Origin of the sequence: Paractinoplanes rhizophilus (genome assembly GCF_042664765.1) — a bacterium.
In the GTDB taxonomy this organism is placed as follows: domain Bacteria; phylum Actinomycetota; class Actinomycetes; order Mycobacteriales; family Micromonosporaceae; genus Actinoplanes; species Actinoplanes rhizophilus.
The window spans coordinates 103,880-129,333 of record NZ_JBHTBJ010000008.1 but is presented as its reverse complement, the minus strand read 5'-3'; the positions used below and the strand labels follow the sequence as shown (position 1 = coordinate 129,333).

General features: G+C 71.2%; 29 protein-coding genes. 8 read left to right on the top strand and 21 right to left on the bottom strand.

The features are described from left to right. Positions 1 to 22: 22 nt before the first annotated feature. A complete protein-coding gene (locus tag ACFQS1_RS14320; protein WP_378968200.1) occupies positions 23 to 208 on the bottom strand; it encodes a DNA-binding protein in 186 nt (61 codons plus the stop codon). Positions 209 to 1,301: 1,093 nt separating this feature from the next. Between ACFQS1_RS14320 and ACFQS1_RS14315 the strand changes: the two genes are divergently transcribed. The 4 genes from ACFQS1_RS14315 (at position 1,302) to ACFQS1_RS14300 (ending at position 4,607) form a co-directional block, all read left to right on the top strand. After that, positions 1,302 to 1,442: a hypothetical protein gene (locus tag ACFQS1_RS14315; protein WP_378967970.1), complete on the top strand. Its 141-nt coding sequence runs from the start codon at positions 1,302 to 1,304 to the stop codon at positions 1,440 to 1,442. 385 nt (positions 1,443 to 1,827) lie between these two features. Next, a complete protein-coding gene (locus tag ACFQS1_RS14310; protein WP_378967968.1) occupies positions 1,828 to 2,232 on the top strand; it encodes a winged helix-turn-helix domain-containing protein in 405 nt (134 codons plus the stop codon). 174 nt (positions 2,233 to 2,406) lie between these two features. Then, positions 2,407 to 3,396, top strand: coding sequence for a tyrosine recombinase XerC (locus ACFQS1_RS14305; protein ID WP_378967966.1), 990 nt, complete (start codon positions 2,407 to 2,409; stop codon positions 3,394 to 3,396). Positions 3,397 to 3,413: 17 nt separating this feature from the next. Next, positions 3,414 to 4,607: an aminotransferase class V-fold PLP-dependent enzyme gene (locus ACFQS1_RS14300; RefSeq protein ID WP_378967964.1), complete on the top strand. Its 1,194-nt coding sequence runs from the start codon at positions 3,414 to 3,416 to the stop codon at positions 4,605 to 4,607. A gap of 43 nt (positions 4,608 to 4,650) precedes the next feature. Here the strand turns inward: ACFQS1_RS14300 and ACFQS1_RS14295 are convergent, their stop codons facing one another. The 13 genes from ACFQS1_RS14295 to proS form a co-directional block, all read right to left on the bottom strand. Continuing rightward, positions 4,651 to 5,031, bottom strand: coding sequence for a murein hydrolase activator EnvC family protein (locus ACFQS1_RS14295; protein WP_378967962.1), 381 nt, complete (start codon positions 5,029 to 5,031; stop codon positions 4,651 to 4,653). Positions 5,032 to 5,197: 166 nt separating this feature from the next. After that, positions 5,198 to 5,521: a DUF2469 domain-containing protein gene (locus ACFQS1_RS14290; protein ID WP_020517955.1), complete on the bottom strand. Its 324-nt coding sequence runs from the start codon at positions 5,519 to 5,521 to the stop codon at positions 5,198 to 5,200. Next, the gene (locus ACFQS1_RS14285; protein ID WP_378967960.1) at positions 5,518 to 6,390 is read right to left on the bottom strand and encodes a ribonuclease HII; all 873 of its coding nucleotides are present in this window, start codon (positions 6,388 to 6,390) and stop codon (positions 5,518 to 5,520) included. Before ACFQS1_RS14285 ends, ACFQS1_RS14290 begins: the two co-directional genes overlap by 4 nt. Beyond that, a complete protein-coding gene (locus tag ACFQS1_RS14280; protein ID WP_378967958.1) occupies positions 6,390 to 6,920 on the bottom strand; it encodes an NUDIX hydrolase in 531 nt (176 codons plus the stop codon). The genes ACFQS1_RS14285 and ACFQS1_RS14280 overlap by 1 nt, the downstream gene beginning before the upstream one ends. Before the next feature lie 43 nt (positions 6,921 to 6,963). After that, positions 6,964 to 7,614 carry a signal peptidase I gene (gene lepB, locus ACFQS1_RS14275; RefSeq protein ID WP_378967956.1) on the bottom strand — a complete coding sequence of 217 codons (651 nt, stop codon included), beginning with the start codon at positions 7,612 to 7,614 and terminating at the stop codon, positions 6,964 to 6,966. Next, on the bottom strand, positions 7,611 to 8,507 hold the full coding sequence (lepB, locus tag ACFQS1_RS14270; RefSeq protein ID WP_378967953.1) for a signal peptidase I: 897 nt from the start codon (positions 8,505 to 8,507) through the stop codon (positions 7,611 to 7,613). Before lepB (ACFQS1_RS14270) ends, lepB (ACFQS1_RS14275) begins: the two co-directional genes overlap by 4 nt. A 176-nt stretch (positions 8,508 to 8,683) precedes the next feature. Beyond that, positions 8,684 to 9,040 carry a 50S ribosomal protein L19 gene (rplS, locus tag ACFQS1_RS14265; RefSeq protein ID WP_378967951.1) on the bottom strand — a complete coding sequence of 119 codons (357 nt, stop codon included), beginning with the start codon at positions 9,038 to 9,040 and terminating at the stop codon, positions 8,684 to 8,686. A 128-nt stretch (positions 9,041 to 9,168) separates the two neighbouring features. Next, positions 9,169 to 9,927 carry a tRNA (guanosine(37)-N1)-methyltransferase TrmD gene (gene trmD, locus ACFQS1_RS14260; RefSeq protein ID WP_378967949.1) on the bottom strand — a complete coding sequence of 253 codons (759 nt, stop codon included), beginning with the start codon at positions 9,925 to 9,927 and terminating at the stop codon, positions 9,169 to 9,171. A gap of 2 nt (positions 9,928 to 9,929) precedes the next feature. Continuing rightward, positions 9,930 to 10,490 (bottom strand): ribosome maturation factor RimM, encoded by a 561-nt coding sequence (gene rimM / locus ACFQS1_RS14255; RefSeq protein ID WP_378968198.1) that lies wholly within the window; start codon positions 10,488 to 10,490, stop codon positions 9,930 to 9,932. A 46-nt stretch (positions 10,491 to 10,536) separates the two neighbouring features. Then, the gene (locus ACFQS1_RS14250; protein WP_014447131.1) at positions 10,537 to 10,794 is read right to left on the bottom strand and encodes an RNA-binding protein; all 258 of its coding nucleotides are present in this window, start codon (positions 10,792 to 10,794) and stop codon (positions 10,537 to 10,539) included. Beyond that, on the bottom strand, positions 10,772 to 11,272 hold the full coding sequence (gene rpsP / locus ACFQS1_RS14245) for a 30S ribosomal protein S16 (protein ID WP_378967947.1): 501 nt from the start codon (positions 11,270 to 11,272) through the stop codon (positions 10,772 to 10,774). The genes ACFQS1_RS14250 and rpsP overlap by 23 nt, the downstream gene beginning before the upstream one ends. Before the next feature lie 176 nt (positions 11,273 to 11,448). Then, positions 11,449 to 12,102 (bottom strand): DUF402 domain-containing protein, encoded by a 654-nt coding sequence (locus ACFQS1_RS14240; RefSeq protein ID WP_378967945.1) that lies wholly within the window; start codon positions 12,100 to 12,102, stop codon positions 11,449 to 11,451. A gap of 1 nt (position 12,103) precedes the next feature. After that, positions 12,104 to 13,510: a proline--tRNA ligase gene (proS, locus tag ACFQS1_RS14235; RefSeq protein WP_378967943.1), complete on the bottom strand. Its 1,407-nt coding sequence runs from the start codon at positions 13,508 to 13,510 to the stop codon at positions 12,104 to 12,106. A 79-nt stretch (positions 13,511 to 13,589) separates the two neighbouring features. Between proS and ACFQS1_RS14230 the strand changes: the two genes are divergently transcribed. Both ACFQS1_RS14230 and ACFQS1_RS14225 read left to right on the top strand, forming a co-directional pair. Then, positions 13,590 to 14,093, top strand: a complete 504-nt coding sequence (locus ACFQS1_RS14230) for a SigE family RNA polymerase sigma factor (protein WP_378967940.1) — start codon at positions 13,590 to 13,592, stop codon at positions 14,091 to 14,093. Continuing rightward, positions 14,083 to 15,483, top strand: a complete 1,401-nt coding sequence (locus ACFQS1_RS14225; protein WP_378967938.1) for a PQQ-binding-like beta-propeller repeat protein — start codon at positions 14,083 to 14,085, stop codon at positions 15,481 to 15,483. The genes ACFQS1_RS14230 and ACFQS1_RS14225 overlap by 11 nt, the downstream gene beginning before the upstream one ends. A gap of 21 nt (positions 15,484 to 15,504) precedes the next feature. On the opposite strand, the gene ACFQS1_RS14220 is transcribed toward ACFQS1_RS14225, so the two are convergent. The 4 genes from ACFQS1_RS14220 to ACFQS1_RS14205 all read right to left on the bottom strand — a co-directional run bounded on the left by ACFQS1_RS14220 (position 15,505) and on the right by ACFQS1_RS14205 (position 19,118). Further along, the gene (locus ACFQS1_RS14220; RefSeq protein ID WP_378967936.1) at positions 15,505 to 16,581 is read right to left on the bottom strand and encodes an amidohydrolase family protein; all 1,077 of its coding nucleotides are present in this window, start codon (positions 16,579 to 16,581) and stop codon (positions 15,505 to 15,507) included. A 9-nt stretch (positions 16,582 to 16,590) separates the two neighbouring features. Beyond that, positions 16,591 to 17,223 (bottom strand): Uma2 family endonuclease, encoded by a 633-nt coding sequence (locus ACFQS1_RS14215; protein ID WP_378967934.1) that lies wholly within the window; start codon positions 17,221 to 17,223, stop codon positions 16,591 to 16,593. Between the two features lie 37 nt (positions 17,224 to 17,260). After that, complete coding sequence (ffh, locus tag ACFQS1_RS14210) at positions 17,261 to 18,823, bottom strand: signal recognition particle protein (protein ID WP_378967932.1); 1,563 nt, start codon at positions 18,821 to 18,823, stop codon at positions 17,261 to 17,263. Positions 18,824 to 18,887: 64 nt separating this feature from the next. Next, positions 18,888 to 19,118, bottom strand: a complete 231-nt coding sequence (locus tag ACFQS1_RS14205; protein ID WP_378967929.1) for a hypothetical protein — start codon at positions 19,116 to 19,118, stop codon at positions 18,888 to 18,890. A gap of 235 nt (positions 19,119 to 19,353) precedes the next feature. On the opposite strand from ACFQS1_RS14205, the gene ACFQS1_RS14200 reads away from it, so the two are divergent. Both ACFQS1_RS14200 and ACFQS1_RS14195 read left to right on the top strand, forming a co-directional pair. Further along, positions 19,354 to 21,087, top strand: coding sequence for a stealth family protein (locus ACFQS1_RS14200; protein WP_378967927.1), 1,734 nt, complete (start codon positions 19,354 to 19,356; stop codon positions 21,085 to 21,087). Between the two features lie 21 nt (positions 21,088 to 21,108). Further along, the gene (locus ACFQS1_RS14195; protein ID WP_378967925.1) at positions 21,109 to 22,371 is read left to right on the top strand and encodes a nucleotide sugar dehydrogenase; all 1,263 of its coding nucleotides are present in this window, start codon (positions 21,109 to 21,111) and stop codon (positions 22,369 to 22,371) included. A 77-nt stretch (positions 22,372 to 22,448) separates the two neighbouring features. Here ACFQS1_RS14195 and ACFQS1_RS14190 read toward each other — a convergent pair whose 3' ends face one another. The 3 genes from ACFQS1_RS14190 to ACFQS1_RS14180 are packed head-to-tail and all read right to left on the bottom strand — an operon-like array spanning position 22,449 to position 25,401. After that, positions 22,449 to 22,829 (bottom strand): GtrA family protein, encoded by a 381-nt coding sequence (locus tag ACFQS1_RS14190; protein WP_378967923.1) that lies wholly within the window; start codon positions 22,827 to 22,829, stop codon positions 22,449 to 22,451. Next, positions 22,826 to 23,791 (bottom strand): glycosyltransferase family 2 protein, encoded by a 966-nt coding sequence (locus tag ACFQS1_RS14185; protein ID WP_378967921.1) that lies wholly within the window; start codon positions 23,789 to 23,791, stop codon positions 22,826 to 22,828. The genes ACFQS1_RS14190 and ACFQS1_RS14185 overlap by 4 nt, the downstream gene beginning before the upstream one ends. Before the next feature lie 47 nt (positions 23,792 to 23,838). Next, on the bottom strand, positions 23,839 to 25,401 hold the full coding sequence (locus ACFQS1_RS14180; protein ID WP_378967919.1) for a hypothetical protein: 1,563 nt from the start codon (positions 25,399 to 25,401) through the stop codon (positions 23,839 to 23,841). Between the last annotated feature and the right edge of the window lie 53 nt (positions 25,402 to 25,454).

Here is a 25,454-nt window from a genome sequence, read left to right as displayed (position 1 = left end):
CGGCTCACGGCGCCGCCGTCGATCAGTCCTCGGAGTCGTCGAGGTTGTGCCGGTGGACCTTCATCCACGCCTCGACGTCGTCGGCGAGCCACACCTTGCCCTGCGCCAGATCGGCGACCGGCTTGGGGAAGTCGGCCCGACTGGTGATCTGGTACGCACGCTGCCGACTGACCCCACCCAATCGGATTCGGATCTCGTGCGCGCCCATGAGCCGGATCGGTTTCACTGCCACGAGATCGACCGTAGGCGTGAGACTATTAGTCGGTAGGCAACTTGATAGGAGACATCTAGTCCTATGACATCTATACTGCTCCCATGACTAGGCGTCGCCCGACAACCCAGCCGGTCCCCGTGACCCCCACGCACAGGCGCGATTGGCGAACCCTCTGGCGGCGCTGCTCCTGCGGTCTGACCTGCCCTTGCGTCGATCGGCTGGTGCCCGTCAAGCGCCGGCCGTTCCCGCCCAGCACTGCCACGACCTGGCCGTCCCCCACCACCCGCGAGGACAGGCGGCCCATCCCGCCGGCGCTGATCGGCTACCTCGCCACCGCCCCCTTCCCCATCCCCGGCGGATACACCACCCTGCGCCCGATCCCATTTCCGCATTCCGCCCTGCCACTCGCTCTACCGCGCTGGGCCGCTCGCCGTTCCCCGCCGGGCTGGCCTCCCCCACGAGCTCGTCCCATCCCCACCCCCGAACCACAACTCACCGGCGGCGCCGCCGCCCATCCCGGCGGTCGCGGCGCCACGGGCGGCCCCGGTGCGAGCCCGTGCCCCGGTTCCCGGGCCGGGGCCGCCCCCATAACCGCTTCTCGTTGGCCGCTTCCGCGCCGACCCGCGGACGACGCGGACCGAACCGCCGCGTCGCGCGCCCCAGCCAGCAATCCCACCGCAGCCGACGCGAGCCGAACCGCCACGACGCCGCCTCCGGCCGGCGGCGGCACACCGGAGCTGGGTGAGCGCGCCGGCCGAGCCGGTGCCCCGGGGTCGCGCGCCGACCCGGACGGGGGTCGGCGCGGTCACCCTCCGGACTTCAAGGGCCGCCCCGGCATGGCCTACCACCACATCAACCTGAGCCGCCGGTGAACGTGCCTTCCGTCGCGGACAGAAACCCGAGCCGCAACGCCACGCGGTCGCCGATGGCATTCCAGCGCTAGCACAGACCTGAGACTCCGGACCGGCCATGGGGGACGCCGATGACCTCGACAACCGCCCGCTCCGAGCATCTGCACGACCGCCCTGGCTGGGACTGCCAGGTCTGCAGACAACCGTGGCCGTGCGCCGAGGCACGGAGCACATTGGTGACCGAATTCCGCAGCTTTCCATCGGTCCTGACCCTCTATCTGTCCAACAAGCTGTACGACGCGATGCTCGACCTGGGCACCGACGCCGACCCCGACCTCTACGAGCGCTTCCTCTCCTGGGCCGTCGTCGACAACTGAGACGACACCGAGACGTGAGCACCGCGGAGTAAGCACCGCCCGCGGGCCCTTTGCTATGCGTTACGGCGGGACCATGCGCACTGAGTCACGGCGCATGGTCCCGCGACGCGTTGACTAGACGACTTGGACTGGGCTCCGACTCCCGTGGCGCGGCCTCGACACGAGCGCCTCCGAGGTGGTCACCGCAGGTCTCCCGACTGCGGTGGAACGGGCGACGGCCGGACCGCGCACCAGGCGCTTTCGCGACCCTACGAGCGATCGACAACCGCCGCCCGCCCTGCCGCCCGATCAAGTCTCGGCCTTCTCAGTGCGGCGGCTGTATCATATCTACATGGAGTCGTACGTACAACACGATGGAGCATCGTGGCCACGTAAAGTTACTGGCATGATCGATCCTTCAGCGGACCGTGCGGTGTTCCGCCAGTTGGCCGACCTGCTCCGCAATCAGATCGAATCGGGCGAGCTGGGTCCCGGCGAGCCACTGCCCAGCGAGCTGCGCCTCGCGCAGGAATACGGCATCAGCCGCACCACCGTGCGCCAGGCCATCGGCCAGCTGCGCACCGAGGGCCTGGTCACCGTCGACCGGCCACGAGGGACGTTCGTCCGGGTGCCCGAGCCGACCGAGCTCGTGCCGCTGGCGCGCGGCGAGCGCGCCGGCGCCCGCATGCCCACCGACGCCGAGCGGCGGAAATATCGGCTGGGCGAGGGCGTGCCGGTCCTGGTCGTGACCGCCCCCGACGGCACCGAGACGGTCCACCCCGCCGACCGGGTGCAGGTCACCCGGCCGTAAGGGTGGCAACAACGGCGGCGGCCGGGAACCGCGGCAGGGCGCGGTAACCGGAAGGCCGCCGGAACAGGCCGCCAGAGCACGGACGCTTGAGCAGGCCGCCAGAGCGTGGACGCTTGACGAAACCCCGCGAAGCGAAGCTTGACGAAACCCCGCGAAGCGAAGACGGTCAACGCGATGGATACCCGCCAGATGCACGAGGAGCTGCCGGACGCGATGCGCCAGGCGGTCGACGACTTCGGCCGGCATCTCGCGCGGGTCGACAACCGGTCCGAGCACACCGTCCGGGCGTATGTCGGCGACGTCGTCTCCCTGCTGCACCACGCCGCCGGGGCGGGCTGCGCGGCCCTCGGGGACCTCGACATCGCCGTGCTGCGCGGCTGGCTGGCCGCCCGGATGCGGGACGGCGCCGCCCGTACGTCGCAGGCACGCCGCGCCGCCGCGGCCCGCAACTTCACCGCCTGGGCGCATCGCGCCGGAATCGCCGCGAACGACCCCGGCGCCCAGCTGGCCAGCCCGAAGGCCCACCGCGACCTGCCCACCGTCCTCCGCGCCGACCAGGCCGCCGCGCTTGTCACCCAAGGAAGCGACACCGGCAGAAACGACGCCGACAAGAACAGCGCCAGCAGAAACGGCGCCAGCAAGAACAGCGCCGGCGAGAACGGCATTGGCGAACGAGATCGGGCCGTTCTCGAGCTGCTCTACGCCGCCGGCATCCGGGTCAGCGAGCTCTGCGGCCTCGACCGCGCCGATCTCGACGAGAGCCGCCGCCTGGTCCGCGTCTTCGGCAAGGGCGCCAAGGAGCGCGCGGTCCCCTACGGCCTGCCCGCCCAGCGCGCGCTCGACGACTGGCTGCGCCACGGCCGTCCCGCCCTGGCCACACCGGAGAGCGGCGACGCCCTGTTCCTCGGCGTCAAGGGCGGCCGCCTGCAGCCGACCGTCGTGCGCCGGATCGTCGACGCCGCCGCCCGGGCCGCCGGGCTGCCGCACACCAGCCCGCACGACCTGCGCCATTCGGCCGCCACCCACCTGCTCGACGGGGGCGCCGACCTGCGCGCCGTGCAAGATCTGCTGGGCCATGCGTCGCTGTCGAGCACCCAGATCTACACGCATGTGTCCACCGAGCGCCTGCGGGCGGCGTTCAAACAGGCCCACCCTCGCGCGTGACACCGTACGATCGAGGCGTGAGCGCCGGAGACCCGCCCGCACCGCTGAAGGGTGCACGCCTCCTGTTCTCGCTGGACCCGGCCGTGTCCTATCTCAACCACGGTTCCTTCGGCGCCGTCCCGATCGGGGTGCAGCGCGCCCAACAGCGGCTGCGCGACGAGATCGAGGCGAATCCGCACAAGTTCTACACCCAGGGCATGCTCGACCGCGTGGTCCACACCCGACGGCACATCGCGGCCTTCCTGGGCGCGGATCCGGACGGCAGCGCCCTGGTGCCCAACACGACCGCTGCCGTCTCGCTGATCCTCCAGACACTGCGCTTCGGGTCGGCCGACGAGGTGCTGCTCACCGATCATGGCTACGGCGCGGTCGCGATGGCCACGCGCCGTCAATGCCGCCGGGTGGGCGCGACCGCCCGCACGGTCGCGCTGCCGCTGTCGGCCTCCGACGCCGAGGTGATCTCCCGGGTGCGTGCGGCCTTACGGCCCGGCAAAACCAGGTTGTTGATAATCGATCAGATCGCTTCCGCGACGTCGGCGACTTTTCCCGTACGGGAGATCGCGGCGGCCGCGCGGGAGCACGACATCCCGGTGCTCGTGGACGCCGCGCACGTCCCCGGCATGTTCCCGGTCGACGTGTCCGCGATCGGGGCCGATTTCTGGGTGGGCAACCTGCACAAGTGGGCGTTCGCCCCGCGCGGCACGGCCCTGCTCGCGGTCGCCCCACAGTGGCGCCGGCGGATCGAGCCGCTGGTCGTCTCCTGGGAGCAGGACGAAGGCTTCCCGCTCGCGGTGGAATACCAGGGGACGATCGACTACACCCCCTGGCTGGCCGCTCCGGCCGGCCTGTTCACGCTGCGCACGCTCGGCTGGGAGGCGGTACGGGCGCACAATGCCGCGCTGGTCGCCTACGGCCAGCGGGTGGTCGGCGCCGCGCTCGGCCTGGCGCCCGCCGACCTGCCGCAGCCGGCCACCCCGGAGGTCGCGATGCGCGTGGTGCCGCTCCCGGCCGGCTTGGCCAGCACGCCCCCGGAGGCGATCGCGCTACGCCTGCTGATCTCCGACAAGCTGGCCACCGAGACCGCCGTCAACGCCTGGGGCGGCCGCGGCCTGCTCCGCCTGAGCGCCCAGGTCTACAACCGCCCGGAAGAATACGACCGCCTGGCCGAACGCCTCCCGCCGCTGCTCGCGAGCCTCACCACGCCCCGCTGAGCGGCGACCGGCGAACCCGCCCACGCCGTGCTCGCCGGGCCGGTTACGGCCCGGCGAGCGGCAGCAAGCGAACCCGGCCGAGCCCGAGAAGGGCGAGCGGGTCGAGGTAGAGGTCGTCTCGGCGCAGCCCCCAGTGCAGGCAGGCCGGCGCGGGACAGCCGGGATGGCCGGCGGCAAGCACGCCGACGGGATCCCCCGGCCCGAGGTGATCGCCCACCGCCACGGTCGCCGTCACCGGCTCGTAGGTGGTGCGGAGGCCTCCGGCATGAGCGACGCTGACAACCCCGCGGCCCGCTATCTCACCGGCGAAGACGACCGTGCCCCCGCCGGCCGCCCGCACCAGTGCCGATGGCGCCGCGGCGAGGTCGACCCCGCGATGACCGGCGAGCCAGGGCCGCGGCGGAGGATCGAAACGACGAACCACCTGAGGCGGTGAAACCGGCCATGCGTACCGAGCCAACGGCGCGACCATGGCGGAAACGATCAGCAAAACCAAGCTGAGGACGGAGGGCATGGCAGCCACCCTCCCGCAACGGCACCTCGGCCGCGAACCGCCCTGTGGACAACCCCGTTCTGTGGATAACCCCGGGTCAGCTGCCGAAGCCGGCGTCGTCCGGCAGGGAGATGTCGGGCTTCTCCAGCTCCTCGACGTTGACGTCCTTGAAGGTCATCACACGCACGTTCTTGACGAACCGGGCCGGCCGATACATGTCCCACACCCAGGCGTCGTGCATCTCGACCTCGAAATACACCTCGCCGTCGGAGTTGCGCACGTGCAGGTCGACCTGGTTGGCCAGGTAGAACCGGCGCTCCGTCTCCACCACGTAGGAGAACTGGCGGACGATGTCGCGGTACTCCCGGTAGAGCTGCAGCTCCATCTCGGTCTCGTACTTCTCGAGATCCTCTGCGCTCATCGCTTCTCGCCCTCCATGGCCTCATCTTCCCCCACCGACGGCGACGGCTGAGGCTGGTCGCCCGACGCCACGCCGACGGTACCCTCACCAGCGCCCGGAAGCACCGGCGGCTCGGCCGCGGATGCATCAAACAGCACGGCGGTGGGCTCCGCAAAATCGAACAGCGTCGGCGAGATCGCCGGCGCCGCCATCGGGCGCCGGGCCCGCGGCGGCCGGTTGCCCCGGCCCGAGGCCGCCGCCACATTCACGTACGAGAACCGGTGCTCGGCGCAGGGCCCGTGGCGGAGAAGGGCCGCGCTGTGCTCATCGGTGACGTATCCCTTGTGCACCGCGAAGCCGTAGCTGGGGAACTGGTCGTCCAGCTCCACCATGATGCGGTCCCGGGTGACCTTGGCCAGCACGCTCGCCGCCGCCACGCACGCCGCCACCTGGTCGCCCTTCCACACGGCGAGGCCGGGCACGCCCAGCCCGTCGACCGGGAAGCCGTCGGTCAGCACGTACTCCGGTGGGGCCGACAACGAGGCGAGCGCGCGTCGCATCGCCGCGAGATTGCACACGTGCAGGCCGCGGGCATCGACCTCGGTGGCCGGGATGATCATCACGGACCAGGCCAGGGCCCGGTCGACGACCTCGGCGTAGACCCGTTCGCGGGCGGCCGGCGTCAGCAGCTTGGAGTCGGCCAGCCCGGGCACCTCGCCGCGCTTGCCCTCGGGCAGGATCGCCGCCGCGGCCACCAGCGGGCCCGCACAGGCGCCGCGACCGGCCTCGTCGGCGCCGGCCACGTTGCGGAAGCCACGACGCTGCAGGGCCCGCTCCAGGGCGTAGATGCCGCCCTCGCGGCGAACCACGGTGCGCGGCGGAGCCAGCATCAGCGATCACCGGCCCAGGAGGCCGCCGACGAGGCCGGCGACGAAGGCGCCGGCGAAGCCGACCGGGAGCCCGCAACGGGGGCCGTCAGACATTCGGTCAGCAGCGCCGCCAGATCGCGCGGGAAGATCTGCTCGCCGCTCGCCTGGATCTCGGCCACCGACCACCAGCGGTGCTCGGTGATGGTCTGCTGCTCGTCGTCGTCCATGCCGGCCATGTCGACCCGGCACTCGTCCACGCGGAGCACGAAGAAATCCTGCTCCTGGCGATACTCCCGCTCGCGATAGCTGAACTCGGCCACCTCGTGCCACACCGGCGAGCCCAGCTCGGCCGGGTCGACCCGCAGGCCGGTCTCCTCGAACAATTCGCGCGCAGCGCCCTCGGCGAGCGTCTCGCCCTCATCCAGCCCGCCGCCGGGAGTGAACCACCATCGCTGCCCGGGACGGGCCGGATCGCCGCCGTGCAGCAGCAGGGTGCGCCCGGCCCCGTCGATCAGTAACACGCGGGCGGCGCGGCGGTCGATGTGGGTCACCGGACAAGCCTATTGCGCCCGTGGTGGATCTATCGAGCGGGTGTTACTTTGCCGCCGTCGAGTCCGGGATGTCGGCGTAGCCGTCCGGCACCGAGAGCCACTTCGCCCGGCTGACCGGCCAGAACACCGTGAAGGCGCGGCCGATCACCGAGTCCTCGGGGATCGTCGCCTGCTGGATGTCGCCCTCGCTGTCCTCGTAGTGCTCGAGGGAGTCGCCGGACGCCGAGCGGTGGTCGCCCATCACCCAGAGGCGGTCCTTGGGCACCGTGATCTCGAACTTGCGGTCGGCGGCGGGGTCCTGGTTGCCGTCGGCGTCGTGGTAGATGTACGGCTCGTCGAGCGAGTGCCCGTTGATGACCAGGCGGTCCTGGTCGTCGCAGCACATCACGCGGTCGCCCGGCGTACCGATGATCCGCTTGATGAAGTCCTCGCCCTCGGCGCCGGACTGCCAGATCTCGGGCGCCTTGAAGACGATGATCTCGCCGCGGCGGGGGTCGCGGAAGTCGTAGACGAGCTTGTTGACCAGCACCCGGTCCAGCACGTTGAGGGTGTGCTCCATCGACGGGGACGGGATGTAGAACGTCTGCAGGACGAAGGCGCGCACGAGAACGGCGACGAGGATCGCCACCCCCAGCAGAATGGGAAGCTCGCGCCAGAAGGATCCCTTGCGCTTAGCGGTCTGCTCGTCAATCACGAACGGAGCCTACGACGCCGGGTCACGAACAGCAGTCCGGAACGCGCGGATACTCCCGCGGATAACAGAAATGGTAGGACCAAAGCGTCCGTCGCCGGGTTGTCCCGGCGGACCGGCACCCGGCCCTCCGCCGCGGCCGTGGGATGGTCGGCGGCGTACGTCTTCCAGACGTCGGGCACGGAGAGGCTGGTGAACCGGCTGCTCGGCCAGACGATGACGAATGCCCGGCCGATCACGTTCTTGATCGGGACCGGGCCCTGGCACCGGGCGTCCTGGGAGACCGCGCGATGGTCGCCCATGACAAACATCTCACCATCGGGGATGGTGACCTCGGCGAACCGGCGGCTGGTGCACTGCGACGGGTTGGGCGGCTGGCTGAGGTCGGAGTTGTAGCCGTCGGCGATGTACGACTCGTCGATCCCGACCCCGTTGACCGTGATGCGGCCCTTGTCGTCGCAGCAGGCGACCTTGTCGCCCGGCAGACCGATCACCCGTTTGATGAAGTCGCGTTCCCCCGGGCGGCTGACCCCGACGAGGTCGCCGACGGTCCGGCCGAGCTTGGCCGCGAAGCTGTTGCTGACCGGCTCGGTCACCTCGGGCGCCCAGTTGTCGGTGCCGCGGAAGACCACGATCTCGCCGCGCACCGGGTCACGCAGGTCGTAGACCACCTTGTTGACCAGGACGCGGTCCTTGACCAGCAGCGTCTTCTCCATCGAGCCGCTGGGGATGTAGAACGCCTGCACCAGGAACGTGCGGATCAGCACGGCCAGGCAGAACGCCACCACCAGCAGCAGCGGCAGTTCCTGCCAGAGCGGCATCTCCTTGCGCCGTAGCATCGAGCGCCGCCGCCGCTCGGACGGCCGATAGCCCTGCATCGGTTCCACGCTTCGCATCTCCCGCCGCCGACAACCGGCCCAACCGCCCCGGATACCGCACTGAACCCGCCGAATGCAGAACTACCGCCCGAGTCCCTCGCGAGGTCTTACGGGCGGTAGCACTGGAAGGGTTCACAATGATCCCATCCGGCACAGCCGCAAGCGTAATGCGCCGGATGCCGGATCGATGAGAATCAGACGGTCTGCTTTTCCCGGAGCTCCTTGATCTTGGCCTTCTTGCCACGGAGCTCGCGCAGGTAGTAGAGCTTGGCGCGCCGCACGTCACCGCGGGTCACGACCTCGATCCGGTCGATCACCGGGCTGTTGAGCGGGTAGGTCCGCTCGACCCCGACGCCGAAGCTGATCTTCCGGACCTGGAAGGTCTCCCGGAGGCCGGCCCCCTGGCGGGCGATCACCACGCCCTGGAAGACCTGGACGCGGGAACGGTTTCCCTCGACGACCCGGGCGTGCACCTTGACGGTGTCGCCGGCCCGGAAGTCGGGAAGGTCGGTGCGCTGCGACTGGGCGTCGAGAGCGTCCAGCGTGTTCATCGCTGCATCCTCGTGCTCAAAGCGCATCGGGAGTTCGATGCGCGGGCGGGTACTTCTGATCTCCCGGCGTGGAACGGTGGGGGATCCTCGTCTCCGCTCCGCGGCGCGGAACGAAAACGGCAACCTCCCTACTCTGCCACAGCGGGGGGCGTGATCCGAAATCCGGCCTCGGAGAGCGTCTTCCTGTCCGCTTTGTCCAAAGACGCGGGCGGGTAGGCGGCCATCATGTCCGGGCGCCGCGCAGCGGTCCGCAGCAGCGCCTGATCCCGCCGCCAGCGCGCGATCCGGCCATGATCCCCGGACCGCAGGACCGCCGGGACGTCGCGATCGCGCCAGGCGGCCGGCTTGGTGTAGACCGGCGCCTCCAGCAGGCCGGCCGAGTGCGACTCCTCGTCCAGCGACGAGGCGTTGCCCAGCACCCCCGGCAGCAGCCGGGTCACGGCTTCCATGATCACGATGACCGCGACCTCGCCGCCGAACAGCACGTAGTCGCCGAGCGAGATCTCGCGCACCGGCATCCGGGCCGCCGCGTCGTCGATCACCCGCTGATCGATGCCCTCGTACCGCCCGCAGGCGAAGATCAAATGATCAAGACCGGCCAGATCGTACGCGTCCGCCTGGGTGAACGGTTTGCCCACCGGGGACGGCACGATCAGCGTTCCCGGGCCGACCGCGTCGAGGGCCTGCCCCCACGGCTCGGGCCGCATCACCATGCCGGGCCCGCCGCCGTAGGGCGTGTCGTCGACCGTCCGGTGCACGTCGGAGGTCCAGGTCCGCAGGTCGTGCACCTCGAGGTCGACGACGCCGGCCCCGCGCGCCTTGCCGACCAGCGACAGCCCGAGCGGGGCGAAATAGTCGGGGAAAATCGTGATGACGTCGACGCGCATGCTCAGAGATCCAGCAGCCCCTCGGGCGGATCGACCACGATCCGCCCGCCGGGCACGTCCACGGTCGGCACGATCTGGCTGACGAACGGGATCAACGCCGTCCCGCCGCCCGATTTGTCGAGCACGATGAGGTCGGACGCGGCGGCGTGGTCGATCCGGGCCACCACGCCCAGGTCGTCGCCGCCCACCGTGACGACCCGCAGCCCGATCAGCTGGTGATCGTGGAACTCGTCGGGATCCGACGGCGGCGTCAGGGTGGAGCTCTCGACCTGGAGCAGCACGCCGCGGAGCGCCTCGGCGACATTCCGGTCGTCGATGCCGTCGAACCGCACGATCGCGCGCCCCTGATGCCAGCGCACCGACTCGGCGACCAGCGTCGGGGGCACCTTGAACTCGATGCCCGGAGCGGACGCCGGCCCGGAGCTCACCCGGCGATCCCGGGGGACCTCCGTGACGAACTCCGAGCCGGCGACGAAACGCTCGGCAGGCTCGTCGGTGCGCACCTGGACCGAGACCTCGCCCCGGATCCCGTGCGGTCTACCGATCTGTCCGACGACGAGCAGCACTCAAACTCCCTTGCGGTACGGCCAAGCCGTTCAGGAAGCTCGGTCAGTAGGCGTCGACGATGTCGACGCGGATGCCACGCCCGCCGATCGACCCGATGACCTGACGCAGGGCCTTGGCCGTCCGGCCGCCGCGCCCGATGACCGTTCCCAGGTCCTCCGGGTGCACGCGAACCTCGAGCCGCTTGCCGCGACGCGAGTCGACCAGCCGGACCCGGACGTCGTCCGGGTTGTCGACGATGCCCTTGACGAGGTGCTCCAGCGCGGGCCGGAGCGCCCCGTCAGCTCTTGTCGGCGCCGGCACCGGCGGGGTCCTCTGCGGTCTCGGCGACGGCCTCGCGGTTCGGCTCGGCGGCCTCGACCGGCTTCGGCTCGGCGGTCGCGGCCGGCTTCTCCGCCTTGGCCGACTTCTTCGGGGTCTGCGGCTTGGTGTCGGCGACGCCGGCGGCGGCCTTCGACTCGGCCTCGTACACCTCGGTGCGGCTCTTCTTGGGCTCGGCCACCAGCAGCGGCGGCGGCGCGGGCAGGCCCTTGAACTGCTGCCAGTCGCCGGTCTTCTCCAGGATGCGCTGCACGGCCTCGCTCGGCTGCGCGCCGACCGAGAGCCAGTACTGCACGCGCTCGGACTTCACCTGGATGAGCGAGGGGTTTTCCTTCGGCTGGTAGATGCCGACGTACTCGATGGCGCGACCGTCGCGCTTGGTGCGCGAGTCGGCGACGACGATGCGGTACTGCGGGTTGCGGATCTTGCCCATCCGCAGAAGCCGGATCTTAACGGCCACGGTAATTAGCTCCTGGTGACTGCGTGAGTTTTGAGGTGCGGGACCCACGTGGGGATGTGGATCCGAAGCCTCGGGTCTGGCCACGCGCTCAGGGTTAGAGGGCGCCTCACGCGTGCCAAGCGAACCCATTCTGCCAGACGGTCACCGGCCGCTGCCAACCGGCCGGACGAAAGCGCCTACGACCGGGCGACAACCGGGCGATCCCAGCCCGCCGGCAGTTCGGCCGGGGTGACCCAGGACGGGTCCGGCTCGAAGCCGGTGAAGCTGCCGTCGAAGGGGAACTCGCCCGCCTCGATCATCTTGATCACGCGCCGTCCCTCGGCCCACACCGCCGCCTCGTCGGGCACCCAGTAGTGCTGCGGGAACGTCAGCCGCTCGGCGAACTCGTCCTCGTCCTTCCACCGCCAGGCGAGGTCGGGCGTGGCCTCGATGTCGAGGTCCTGGTCGATCACGTCGATCCCGGCCAGGCCGCCGTCGTCCCAGCGGACCGCCGGCTCCTCGAGGTTGACGTAGTAGTTCTTGAACGTCCCGGCCTGGTCGCGGAAGAACCAGACCGAATGGGCCGCGCCGGGCGGGAACAGCCGCAGCACGCCCGGCCCCCGCCACGTGGTGAGCCGCAGCTCGTACCGCTGCGCCGCCCACTCGGCGAACGGCATGTCCCGCGGGCCGCGCCCGTCGGACGCCCGTTCGGTCGCGATGACCGAGCCGAAGGCCACCCAGACGAGCAGCCCCCGCTCGTCGTCCGAGACCACCCGGGCCGGATGCACGAAGGCGATCCGGCCGTGGTGGGTGTCGCGATGCAGAATCAGCCGTCCCGGGGCGAAGCTCACGTCAGTACGAACGGGCGAGGTACGCGATCAGGTTCGGCTCCTCGTCGGAGTCGGGCATGCCGCCGTCCGCCCGGGTGAGGCAGCGGACCGTGACGGCCTTGCCGTTCGCCTCCTTTTCGCCGGCGTCGCCGACGGCCGACCAGGGCACCCGGGCCCAGCCGGTCTGCGCCGCCTCGATCGCGTCGCCCAGGGTCTTGACGTCGACCGTGCGCTCCTCGCGGAAGGCCAGCGCGTCGTCGAAGAGGCGCTGCTGGTCGGCCTTGAGCGCGGAGGTGACGGCGCCGACGATGTCGCCGATCGGGATCGGGGACTTCGAGCCGTCGATCCGGCGGGCGACCGTGACGTTGCCGGCCGCCAGGTCGCGGGGGCCGACCTCGACGCGGATCGGGACGCCCTGCAACTCGGCGTCGACCGCCCGGCGACCGAACGGCACGTCGGCGCGGTCGTCGAGCTTCACCCGTACGCCCGCTGCTTTGAGCTCGTCGCGGAGCTTGGCCGCCGCTTCGGTGACGCCCTCGCCCGCCTTGACCACCATCACCTGCACCTGGATCGGCGCCAGGCGCGGCGGCAGCCGCAGGCCGTTGTCGTCGCCATGCACCATGATCAGCCCGCCCATCATGCGGGTGGACGTGCCCCACGACGTGGTCCAGGCGTGCTCGACCGAGCCGGCGGCCGACGAGTACGTGATGTCGAACGCCTTCGCGAAGTTCTGCCCGAGCTCGTGCGACGTGCCCATCTGCAGCGCCTTGGTGTCACCCATCATGGCCTCGACGGTCATGGTGTTGGTGGCGCCGGCGAAGCGCTCGCCCTTGGTCTTGCGGCCCGGCACCACCGGCACGGCCAGCAGCTCCTCCATGAACGCCTGGTAGACGTTCTTGTGCACGTCGCGGGCGTGCTCGCGGGCGTCGGCCTCGGTGGCGTGCGCGGTGTGCCCCTCCTGCCACAGGAACTCGGTGGTGCGCAGGAACGTGCGCGGGCGCAGCTCCCACCGCACGACGTTGGCCCACTGGTTGAGCAGCAGCGGCAGATCACGGTACGAGTCGACCCACTTGGCCATGAACTCGCCGATCACCGTCTCGCTGGTCGGGCGCACCACCAGCGGCTCGGCCAGCTCCTTGCCACCCGCGTGGGTGACCACCGCCAGCTCGGGCGAGAAGCCCTCCACGTGGTCGGCCTCGCGGCGCAGGTAGCTCTCCGGGATGAACAACGGGAAGTACGCGTTCTGCACGCCCGCTTCCTTGATGCGGGCGTCCATGTCGGCCTGCATGCGCTCCCAGATCGCATAGCCCACCGGCCGGATGACCATCGTGCCGCGCACCGGCCCGTTGTCGGCCAGCTGCGCCTTGGCGATCAGGTCCTGATACCAGCGGGGGAAGTCCTCCGCGCGGGGTGTGAGCACACGAGCCATGAGGCGACATCCTAGCCCGGCCGCCGATGCAACCGGCGGCCCGGGCATGCCGTGTCCATAGGCGAAGGGGCGGTGACGGATGGACTTCGACTCGTTCTATCGGGACACCTCGCGGCGGCTGCTGCGCTACGCGTACGGCCTGACCGCCGACCCGGCGGAGGCACAGGACCTGGTGCAGGAGGCGTACGCCCGGGCCTGGCAGCGCTGGCGGCGGCTGTCCCGCTACGAGAACCAGGAGGCCTGGCTCCGGCTGGTGGTCACCCGCCTGGCCACGGACCGCTGGCGCCGGCTGGGCGCCCGCCGGGCCCGGCCCGCCCCCGACCGGCCGCCGTCGCACGTCCCGCCGCCGTCGGAGAACACCGTGCTGCTGGTCGGCGCGATGCGCACCCTGCCCCTGATCCACCGCCGCGCGCTCGCCCTGCACTACCTGCTCGACCGGTCGGTCGCGGAGATCGCCGCGGAGACCGGCGTCTCGACCGGCACGGTCAAGTCCTGGCTGTCCCGCGGCCGGGACGGCCTGGCCGCCGCGCTCGGCCCGCTCGAACCCACCCTGACCGCGGAAGGACGATCCGATGCCCGTTGACCTCGACGAGATGTTCACCGGGCTGGCCCGGCACGCCGATGGCATCCCGCTGGGCACGGCGGAACGGGCCCGGCAGCGCGGCCGGCAGCGCAGCCGCCGCCAGGCGGTGGCGGTCTCGGCGGCCCTCGCGGTGGTCCTGGTCATGGCCGGGTCGGCCGCGGCGCTGGCCCGGCATGGCCGGGCCGATCACCCGGTGGTGCCCGCCACCCCGGCGCTGCCCGAGGTCGGGCCGCCGATCCCGGTTCACGCCAAGCTGCGCGACGCCGCCACCGTGATCGCCGGCGGGCGGGCGTACACGGCCCGGCAGGACGACAAGGGCGGGATCGAGGTGAACGCCACCGACCCGCACACCGGTGCGGTCCTCTGGACCCGGGCGGGGGTGGTCAACGGGGCTTCCCTGGTGAACCTCGCGGCCGTGTCGCCGGCCGTCCTGCTCACCGCCAACACCCAGGCGGGCGATCCGGCGGAACGGCTCGTGACCGCTCTGCGCCCGTCCGACGGCGCCCGGCTGTGGTCGGCGGTGATGATCGGGGACGAGGTGCTGATCCCCCATGACCGGGTGGTCGTGCAATGGTCGCCGTCGACCGGGCAGACCAGCGCCTACGACTGGGCAACCGGGACGAAGCGATGGTCACTGGCGGCCGGGAGCGATCCGGTGGTGCGGACCATGGGCGTACGCGCCGCGGGCGACATGACGCCGTACAGCTTCACCGGCGACTGGCTCGTGCAGGTGACCCGGTCGGGCCACGCCCAGGTGCGCGACATTCGTAGCGGCGAACTGCTGCATACGGTCGCGGCCGGCACGCCGCGCGCGGACGGCACGATCACCGCGATCGACGGACGCCTGTTCACCGAGGAGGGCGGCCCCGCCGGATACCGCCTGCGCGTCACCGATCTGAGCACGCCGGCCGGTACGTCGGCGGTGGTCTTCAGCGAGGCTGTCGGCCACAGCCTCGCCGGCTTCGACCTGTGCGGCGCCGACCGGCTCTGCCTGCTCGACCAGGAGGCCGGCGGCCGCACCACGCTCGCCGCGGTCGACCTGGCGACGCGGCGGACGCTGTGGCGCGTGGCCGGTCCCGAGCACGGGTCTGGGGTCTCCTCGTTGGGCGGCGCCATCCTGGTCGGCGGCGAGGGCACCGCGGTTCTCTACAACGCGGCCGGCCGATCGGTTTTCCGCGCCCCGGATTCCCAGGTCGAGTGGTTGACCGCCGGCAAGCTGGTGGTGCTGCCCCTGCACGCCGCGGGCGCGGTCATGACGGTGGACACGGCCGACGGCCGCGCCACCCGGCTGGGCGAGGTGCCGGTGCGGGTCGGAGCGTGTGCCCACACCCCCGACCGCCTGGTCTGCCAGACCACGTCGGCCCTGCACTTCTGGGTGCTCACCGGCTGACCGGAAGCATCGACGAGGGTCTCAGCGGACCACCCGGCCGCGCAGCACGATCCGCTGCGGCGCCCGCACCACCCGCAGGTCGGCGCGGGGGTCGGCCTCGTAGACCACCAGGTCGGCGAGGCCGCCCTCGACCAGACCCGGGAAGCTGAGCCACTCGCGCGCCTTCCACGAGGCGCTCGCGATGATGTCGGCCGCGGGGATGCCCGCCTCCTGCATGATCAGCATCTCCTCGGCCTGCAGCCCGTGCTGGATCCCGCCGCCCGCGTCGGTCCCGATGTAGATCGGCACGCCGGCCTCGTGCGCCGCCCGCACCACCGACGGGAAGCGATCCCGCAGCGCGATCATGTGGTCCGCGTACCCCGCGAACTTGCCCCGCGCCTGCTCGGCGATGCTGCCGAACGTCCGGATGTTGATCATCGTGGGCACCAGCGCCGTCCCCCGGCGCGCCATCTCGTCGATGAGATCGAGCGAGAGCCCGGTGCCGTGCTCGACCGAGTCGATGCCGGCCCGCACCATGATCTCCACGCCCTCCTCGGAGAACGTGTGCACCGCCGCCCGCGCCCCCGCCGCGTGCGCCGCCTCCACCGCGGCGGTCATGGTCGCCGCGTCCCAGGAAGGCGCGAGGTCACCCACCCCGCGGTCGATCCAGTCCCCCACGATCTTGACCCACCCGGTGCCCGCCTTGGCCTGCGCGGTCACCGTGGCCGCGACGTCCTCGGCCGCCACCTCGATCCCGATGTCCCGCAGATACCGTCGCGGCGGCGCCACGTGCCGGCCGGCCCGGGCCAGCCGCGGGATCCCCGGCTCGTCGTCCAGCTCCGGGTACGGGTACGGCGAGCCCGCGTCCCGCAGCGCCAGCACCCCCGCCTCCCGGTCGATGGCGGCCAGCTCACGGGCCTGGTCGAGGCTCTCGATCGGCTTGGCCCCGTAGGCGATGCCCAGGTGGCAGTGCGCATCGACCAGCCCCGGCACCACGAATCCGCCATCGCTGATCGTCTCGGCATCGGCCACCGGCTCGTACGTGACCCGATCCCCCACCAGCCACAGATCCCGGACCTCACCGTCGGGCAGCACCGCCCCACGCACATGAAACGCCATGCGTAAGTCCTACCCGATCGAAGGTCCCTCCCGCTCGGCGAGGCGGTACTCGTTGAGCAGCTTGGTCAGGGCCGGCACATCGACGGTCGCCGGGAACGGCACGTCGGTCGAGAAGACCTTGTTCGTGCTGGTCACGATCTCGTACTGCTTGTCCTCGCCGAGCCGGAACTCGGTCAGGACCACACCGCCGCGGAAAGTTGGATCGACGACCCAGTAGCTTTCGACCCCCGCGCCGGCGAAGACCTTTGCCTTCGCGTGCATGTCCCGGAAATGAGACGTCGGCGAGATGACCTCGGCGAGAAGCAACGCGCCCGAGATCGGCGCCGGGCTACGCAGACCGCCTGCCATCCGAGCCACCACCACGTCCGTGCGCGGCTCGTTCAGCGGGTCGACCTCGAGCGACACGTCGATCACGGCTCGATAGCCGGATGGACAATGTGGACGCAGGGCGCTGACCAACTCGTGGCAGACGTCCCGATGAAAGACAGTGGGGGACGGCAAGAGGAGCCTTCCGTCGATCAACTCGTAACGAAGATCCTTCGGAAGGCTCGCCAGGTCGTCGACGGTCCAGTCCTGCTTCTCATCCAGCAGGCTCGGCAGCTGCAGGGCCGCGGTCATCGGGACCTCCTCAGGGGGTGTCACGAGACTACCCTACCCATGACTAGATCACCAGTCGCCCTCAGCGCTTGTCGTCGTCGTCCTTCTTGGGCTTCATCAGCTTGTTGAAGTCGAGGTTGGGCAGCTTGAAACCGCCCGGCGCGCCGCCGCCCAGGGCGTTCGGGTCGAAGCCGGGCGGGAGCTGCGGCATGCCGCCGGGGAAGCCCGCGGGCAGGCCGCCACCGCCGGCGCCGGCGCGGGGGCGGGACGAGCCGCCCTTCGTACCCTTGCGCTTGTTCTTCGGGCTCTTGGTGGCCTTGCGGCGGGCGCCGGGCAGGCCCATCATGCCGCCCATCTGCTTCATCATCTTCTGCGCGTCGGCGAAGCGGTTGAGCAGCTGGTTGACGTCCATCACCGTGACGCCCGAGCCGTTGGCGATGCGGGCGCGGCGGGAGCCGTTGATGATTTTGGGGTTGGTGCGCTCGCCGGGAGTCATCGACCGGATGATCGCGGTGACCCGGTCGAAGTGGGAGTCGTCGAGCTCGTCGAGCTGGGACTTCATCTGTCCCATGCCGGGCATCATGCCGAGAATGTTGGCGATCGGGCCCATCCGGCGCACGGCGATCAGCTGCTCGAGGAAGTCCTCCAGGGTGAACTGCTCGCCACCGAGCAGCTTGGAGGTCATCTTCTCCTTCTGCTCGTCGTCGAAGGCCTGCTCGGCCTGCTCGATGAGGGTGAGCACGTCGCCCATGCCGAGGATGCGGCTGGCCATCCGGTCGGGGTGGAAGAGGTCGAAGTCCTCGAGCTTCTCACCGGTCGACGCGAAGAGGATGGGCTCGCCGGTGACGTGCCGGACCGAGAGCGCGGCGCCGCCGCGGGCGTCGCCGTCGAGCTTGGAAAGCACCACGCCGGTGATGCCGACGCCGTCGCGGAACGCCTCGGCGGTCTGCACCGCGTCCTGGCCGACCATGGCGTCGATGACGAAGATGACCTCGTCGGGGTTGACCGCGGCGCGGATGTCGCGGGCCTGCTGCATCATCTCGGCGTCGATGCCGAGGCGGCCGGCGGTGTCGACGATGACGATGTCCTTGGCGTGGCGCTCCGCGTACCCGATCGAGTCCTTCGCCACCTGGACCGGGTCGCCGACGCCGTTGCCGGGCTGCGGAGCGTAGACCTCGACGCCGGCCCGGCCGCCGAGCACCTGGAGCTGGTTGACCGCGTTGGGCCGCTGCAGGTCGGCCGCGACGAGCAGCGGCTGATGCCCCTGGCCCGCGAGCCAGCGGGACAGCTTGCCGGCCAGCGTGGTCTTACCGGAACCCTGCAGGCCGGCCAGCATGATCACGGTCGGCGGGGTCTTGGCGAACTGGAGCCGCCGGCCCTCGCCGCCGAGGATGTTGATGAGCTCCTCGTGGACGATCTTGATGATCTGCTGGGCCGGGTTGAGCGCCTGGGAGACCTCGGCGCCGCGGGCCCGCTCCTTGACGTTGAAGACGAACGCCTTGACCACGGGCAGCGCGACGTCCGCCTCGAGCAGCGCGAGACGGATCTCGCGAGCGGTGGCGTCGATGTCGGCATCGGTGAGCCGGCCCTTGCCGCGGAGCTTGGTGAAAATCCCGGACAGGCGGTCACTCAAAGTGTCAAACACGTGCGACTTCCCCGGTGGTCAGAATGAAAGCGATGGCCCCAAGCCTAGCCGCCCGGGTGGACGCTCACCGGTTGCGCATGCGGTACGTCTTCTGAGCGGCCTCGATGCGCCGCTGGGTGCGGGTGCCGGGCGCGATCGACTTCTTGACCCGGCCGTAGACGTAGAGGCCGCCGCCGACCACGAGCGCGCCCACGATCAGGTAGAACAGCGCCGGCCCGAGCAGCGAGGAAACCACCCAGCCCACCACGATCACGCCGGCGAGAAGAGCCACCAGAAACGCCACAGCCTTGCCCATCGGGTCCTCCCCCAAGATGCCTGGACCTCCACCATGCCTCAGCGGGGCAACTCTGCCCATAGGCGGTAACCCTGAGCGCACCCGTAGGGGTCGGTATCGCCGGTTTTCGCACGTCACTGCCGGCAAAAGACGTATACCGGCGATATCAGGCGTCACCCCGACACCGCAACCTGGAGTTCCGGAGCCGCGTTGAGGGTCACAGACCCTCGACGGACCCCGGCGGAAGGACGACGGCGTGCCTCTACGGCGGATCCTGCGACACACCCCCTGGCCGGTGCGGCGGCGGATGATGGCCGTGGCCCAGCACAAGCTGCTGCGCTATCTGCCGGCCGATCGCCGTCTGGCGACGGCACGGCGGGTGGTTCCGCTGGAAGGTGCCGCCCATCGAAGGTCTGTCACGGCCCGCGTCACCGACCGGGCAACACCGGCGGGTGTACGGCGGGAGAACCTCGACCGGGTGGTGACCGCGCTCGCCATGGCGGGCATCGAGTGGTTCCGGGTGCCGGTCGAATCGCTCACGGGCTCGGCCGTGGCCGTACGCGAAGAGGACCGCGACCGGGTGATCGAGCTGCTCGAAACGCTGAGCGCGAGTGACGCCGGGCTGCTCGAAGTGATCCGGCCGGACGGCCGGCCCGGCCGGCGCGGCCGGCGGCAGGCCTCGGTGCTGCGGCTGAGCCGGCCGGTGACCGACCCGGGCCGGACCTTGATGTACGGCCCGGAGTACGGCTGCGAGATCGAGTTCTGGCGGACCGTGGACGGCAACCTGGTCGGGCCGCGCAGCAACCCGGTCTCCGATGTGGTTCCGGCCGGCGAGCCCTTCGTGGACGCGCCCGAGGCGGTCTTCGGATCGTTCAGCTCGCCCGCCGACCCGGCCTCCTACCGCACCCGCGAGATCTTCACGATGGTCAGCCCGGACCGGGTCGCCTTCCCGATCGACGTGGTCTACACCTGGGTGGACGGCAACGACCCGGCCTGGCTCGAGCGCAAGGCCGCCGCGCTGCGCGAGAACGGCTGGGTGACCGAGGTCAGCGGGCAGGCCGCCAACGACTCGCGGTTCGCCTCGCGCGACGAGCTGCGGTACTCGCTGCGAGCGCTGCACTCGTTCGCGCCCTGGGTGCGGCACATCTACCTGGTCACCGACGATCAGGTGCCGGCCTGGCTGGACACCACCCGGGCGGACCTCACGGTGGTGAGCCACCGCGAGATCTTCGGCGACACCGGGCGGCTGCCGACCTTCAACTCGCAGGCCATCGAGTCGCGGCTGCACCGGATCCCAGGGCTGGCCGAGCACTTCCTGTACCTCAACGACGACGTCTTCCTGGCCCGCCCGGTGCCGCCGGAGATGTTCTTCACGCCGGGCGGGCTGACCCGGTTCTTCCCGTCGGCGGCGCTGGTCGACTCGGCGCCCCGGCAGGACACCGACCCGCCGGCGAACTCGGCCGGCAAGAACAACCGGAAGCTGATCCAGCAGGCGTTCGGGCGGGTGCTGACCCGCAAGATGAAGCACACGCCGCACCCGTCGCGGCGCAGCGTGCTGGCCGAGATCGAGCTGCGGTTCGCCGAGCACGTGACCGCCACGGCGAGCCATCAGTTCCGGCATCCCGAGGACGTCTCGCTGCTGTCGTCGCTGCAGCAGTACTACTCGTACCTGACCGGGCGGGCCGCGCCCGGCGAGATCCGATACATGTACACGGACCTGGCCGACCCGGCCACGCCGATGCGGCTGGCGCGGGTGCTGCACGACCGGCACATGGACGCGTTCTGCCTCAACGACACCGACTCGTCGCCGTCCGCCGTCGCCGAGCAGGCCGCCTTGCTGGCCGAGTTCCTGCCGGCGTACCTGCCGTTCCCGTCGCCGTACGAGCTGGCCACCCCGCGGGCGCTCGAGGCGCCCCGGCAGGTCGTGGCCCGGCAGAGCTCGCGCTTGCCGGAGCAGGCGCATTCCGACATCCCGCTCCCGTCCGCGTAGCCCCCCTCGAGAGGATTTATCATGGAATTTGATGTTGTAGTGCTCGGATTGGGCTATGTGGGGCTTCCGCTCGCCCAGCAGGCCACCCGGGCCGGCCTGCGGGTGCTGGGCTTCGACGTCGACGCCCGCGTGGTCGACTCGCTGGCGGCCGGCCGCTCGCACGTCGACGATCTCTCCGACGCCGAGGTCGCCGAGATGCTGGCCGGCGGCTTCCGCGCCACCACCGACGAGTCGCTGATCGCGTCGGCCGGCACCGCGGTCATCTGCGTGCCCACCCCGCTCGCCGAGGGCGACGGCCCCGACCTGCGCGCCGTCGTCGGCGCCACCGAGGCGATCGGCCGCAACCTGAGTCCCGGCATGCTGGTCGTCCTCGAGTCGACGACCTACCCCGGCACCACCGACGAGGTCGTCCGGCCAATGCTCGAGAAGCTCTCCGGCCGCACCGCCGGCATCGATTTCCACCTGGCCTTCTCGCCCGAGCGGATCGACCCCGGCAACGAGCGCTTCGGCCCGCGCAACACGCCCAAGGTGGTCGGCGGCCACACCCGCCAGTGCGCCGACCGGGCCGCGGAGTTCTACGGCCGGTTCGTGGACACCGTCGTGCGCACCCGGGGCACCCGCGAGGCGGAGACGGCGAAACTGCTGGAGAACACGTACCGGCACGTCAACATCGCGCTGGTCAACGAGATGGCCCGGTTCTGCCACGAGCTCGACATCGACCTGTGGGACGTCATCCGGGCCGCCGCCACCAAGCCGTTCGGCTTCCAGGCCTTCTATCCCGGGCCGGGCGTGGGCGGGCACTGCATCCCGATCGACCCCAACTACCTGTCGCACAACGTCCGCAGCAAGCTCGGCTACCCGTTCCGCTTCGTCGAGCTGGCCCAGGAGATCAACGCGACCATGCCCGGGTACGTGGCCCGCCGCGCCCAGAACCTGCTCAACGCGGACGGCCAAGCGGTGCACGGCGCCACGGTCCTGCTGCTCGGCGTCACCTACAAGGCGAACATCGCCGACCAGCGCGAGTCGCCGGCCACGCCGCTGGCCCGCCATCTGGCCCAGTTGGGCGCGACAGTGCTCTACCACGACCCGTACGTGCCGTCCTGGACCGCCGGCGACGTCGAGGTGACCCGCACCGACGACCTCGAGGGCGCGGCCGCCGCGGCCGACCTGGTGATCCTGGTGCAGCACCACCGCGAGTACGACGCCGACCACCTGGCCCGGATCGCGAAGCGCTTCTTCGACACCCGCGGCGTGACGACGGCTCGCGAGGCGCACCGTCTCTGACCTTGTGGACAGCGGCGGGGAAATGTCGTACCCGAGTGCTTTGCTGGCCCCACCCGAACGGGTGGGGCCGGTTGCGGTCACGTGAGCGGATCGCGAAAAGTCCAGCGTGAGTTCAGCGTGTAGTTCAGCGCCGGGATCGCCACCAGCGCCACCGCCTGCACCAGCGGATAGGGTGCCGCCAGCACCTCGGTGCCGAGCCAGAGCACCACGGTGTTGAGCGCGAGCGCCGCCGTGGTCACCGTGAGAAATTTGCCGCCGGCCACTGCATGGCCGGCGTTCGAGCGGAAAACCCAGGACCGCTGCAACACGTACGAGACCACGATGCTCGCCACGAATCCGGCCGTGGACGCCGCCACCGGCCGGACGTGCAGGCCCTCGGCCAGCGCCAGCCCGACCCCGAAATGGGTGAGGGCGCTGGCGCCGCCGCTGACGGCGTAGCGGAGAAGCCGGGCGATCACTTGCGCTCGGCCACCAGCTGCTCGGGCACGTCGGCGACGGCCCGCGCCGACTTCTCCTGCACGAGATACCGTGGCCGGGCCCGCACCTCCTCGTGGATCCGGGCCAGGTACTCCCCGATCACGCCCAGCCCGAGCAGCACGAACGTGCCCATCACGAGCAGCAGCAGGATGACGGTCGGGAAGCCGGCCACCGACCCGCCGCGCAGCCACTTGATGAGCGTCTGCGCCCCCAGCAGCACCGCGAAGGCCGCGAAGGCCAGCCCGCCCAGCGTCACCAGGTGCAGCGGCGCCGAGGTGAACGAGGTGAGCCCGTTGACCGCGAGCCGGAACAGCGACCGGACCGTCCAGCGGGACGCGCCGCCCTCCCGGTGGTCGATGTCCACCTCGATCGTGCTGCGCCGGAACCCGATCCAGCTGGACGTGCCGCGGAAGAACGAGGAATGCTCGGGCATCCGCAGCAGCGCGTCCAGCGCCGGCCGCGACAGCAGCCGGAAATCGGTGGCGTCGACCAGGTCGACCTGGGTGAGCCGGGTGAACGCCCGGTTGAACAGCTTGCCGCCGAGCCGGCCGACCAGTCCCTGCCCGGTGCGGTTGCGCTTGACCGCCTCGACCACGTGCGCGCCGTCCCGCCAGCGTTGCACCATCGCCGGGATCGCCGACGGCGGGTGCTGCAGGTCGGAATCGATGACCACGACCGCGTCCCCGGCCGCGTGCTCGAGCCCGGCCAGCACGGCCGGTTCCTTGCCGAAGTTGCGGGAGAGCTGGATGCCGCGTACCCGCTCGTCGGCCAGCGAGTGCCGGACGATGCGGTCCCACGAGTCGTCGGTCGAGCCATCGTCGACCAGCACCAGCTCGTAGCGCAGGCGAGCGTCGCCGAGCACCTGGCCGAGCCGGCGCACGAAGCGGTCGACGCCCGGACCCTCGTTGTAGATCGGCGCCACCACCGACAACAGCGGGCTCATCGCGGCGCCTCCTGGCAGGCCGGCGCCACCACCTACCGCCGCCGGGCTCATCGCGGCGCCTCGCTGCAGAAGCGGCGCCCGGCCAGCTGCCGGGTCGCCCGGTCGAGACTCATGTCGAAGCGCTCCACTTCCCGCCGGTCGGCCACCCCGTGGTGGTTTCCGGCCGAGCTCCGGATGAAGGCGGCGCGCAGGGCACAGCGGCGGGAATCGCCCGCCGGCGTCCGGTCGAAGCCGGCCACCTCCTGCGCGATCCGGTCATAGAGGTACGGGTACCGGCCGCGGTCGCTCGCGTCCCGGAAGTCCTTGTTGGCCGCCGCCGAGACGGTGCCGGCCACCACGAGCACCGCCAGCGCCACGACGACGAAGCGCCGCCAGAAGGCGAGCACGAGTACGCTGCCGGCGACCGTGGTCAGCCCGCTGTCCCGCCAACCCTGGCCCCACCGGCCCGCGGCCGCCGCGGTCTGGACATCGGCGTTGAGCGCGGCGAGGGTTCCGGCGAGCACCAGCAGCACCGCCGCGACGCCGGCCAGCGCCAGCGCCTGCCCCCGGTCGAGGCCCGGCAGGCCGCGCAATCCACCAAGGGTTCGCCAGGCCAGCAGCGCCAGCGCGACGAACGCGAGCGCCGGCAGCGCCGCGGCCACGTGCGGGAACTCCCCGCCGGTGGCGCGCTGCCACATCAGCGGCGGCAGCCACGAGACGAGCCGGTCGGGCAGGGCGGCGGCCGCTCCGCCGTACGCGATGTCGGAACCCACGTAGCAGCCACCGCCCGCGCAGCGTTCCCGGATGATCAGCCGGACCGGCACGAAGACCGGCAGGAAGCCCACCCAGAGCAGCCCGGCGAAGCGGATCGGCGCGCTGCGCAGCAGCGCCCGCCGGCCGAGGCCGAGCACCAGCCGGCCACGCAGCAGCACGGCCACGGTGGCGAGCGGTACGGCCAGGTAGGCCAACTCGTTGAAGGCGGCCAGCCCCGCCCCGGCCAGCACCACGAGCACGCCCGCGCGGCGCGCCCGGCAGGCCCAGGCCGCGATCGCGAGCACCAGCGCGCTGGTGGTCAGGTAGAGCCCGCCGAAGAGCACGGTCGTGCTGAGCCGGCCGGCCGCGACCAGCCCGGCCGCGATCGCGAACGGCAGCAGCGCCGAGACCACCGAGGGCGGCCCGCCGAACAACCGCGCCCGCCGGGCGGTGACCGCCTCGACGAGCACCACCGCCGCGATCGTCAGCACGATCGCGGCCGCGAACGAGACGACCCGCAGCCCGATGGTGGCCGGCAGGCCGAGCAGGCCGGTGAGCGCGAACGCGGCGACGTCCAGCGACCACTCCAGCATCCGGCCGAGCGGGCGGAAGTTCCCCCGGTCCAGGTACTGCGGCACCGACGTGACCGCCTCGGTGACCAGCCGCCACGGGTGGGCGACCCACCGGCCGCCACCGTTGTAGACGTTGAACCGGTGGTCGGCCGAGAAGGTCAGCGTGACCAGCGGCGCCAGCACCACGAGCGGCGCGAGCACGCAGCGCCACAGCAGCGCCCGCCACGGCCGGCGCGGGGCCGGCGCATCCGGCGAAGACCCCGCCGGGGCGGTCTGCCGCGGCACCTCGATGATCTCGGTCGTCACGAAAAAGCAACGACCGCGCCGAGTCGAAAGTTGCGAGCGGCGCGTTGGGTGGA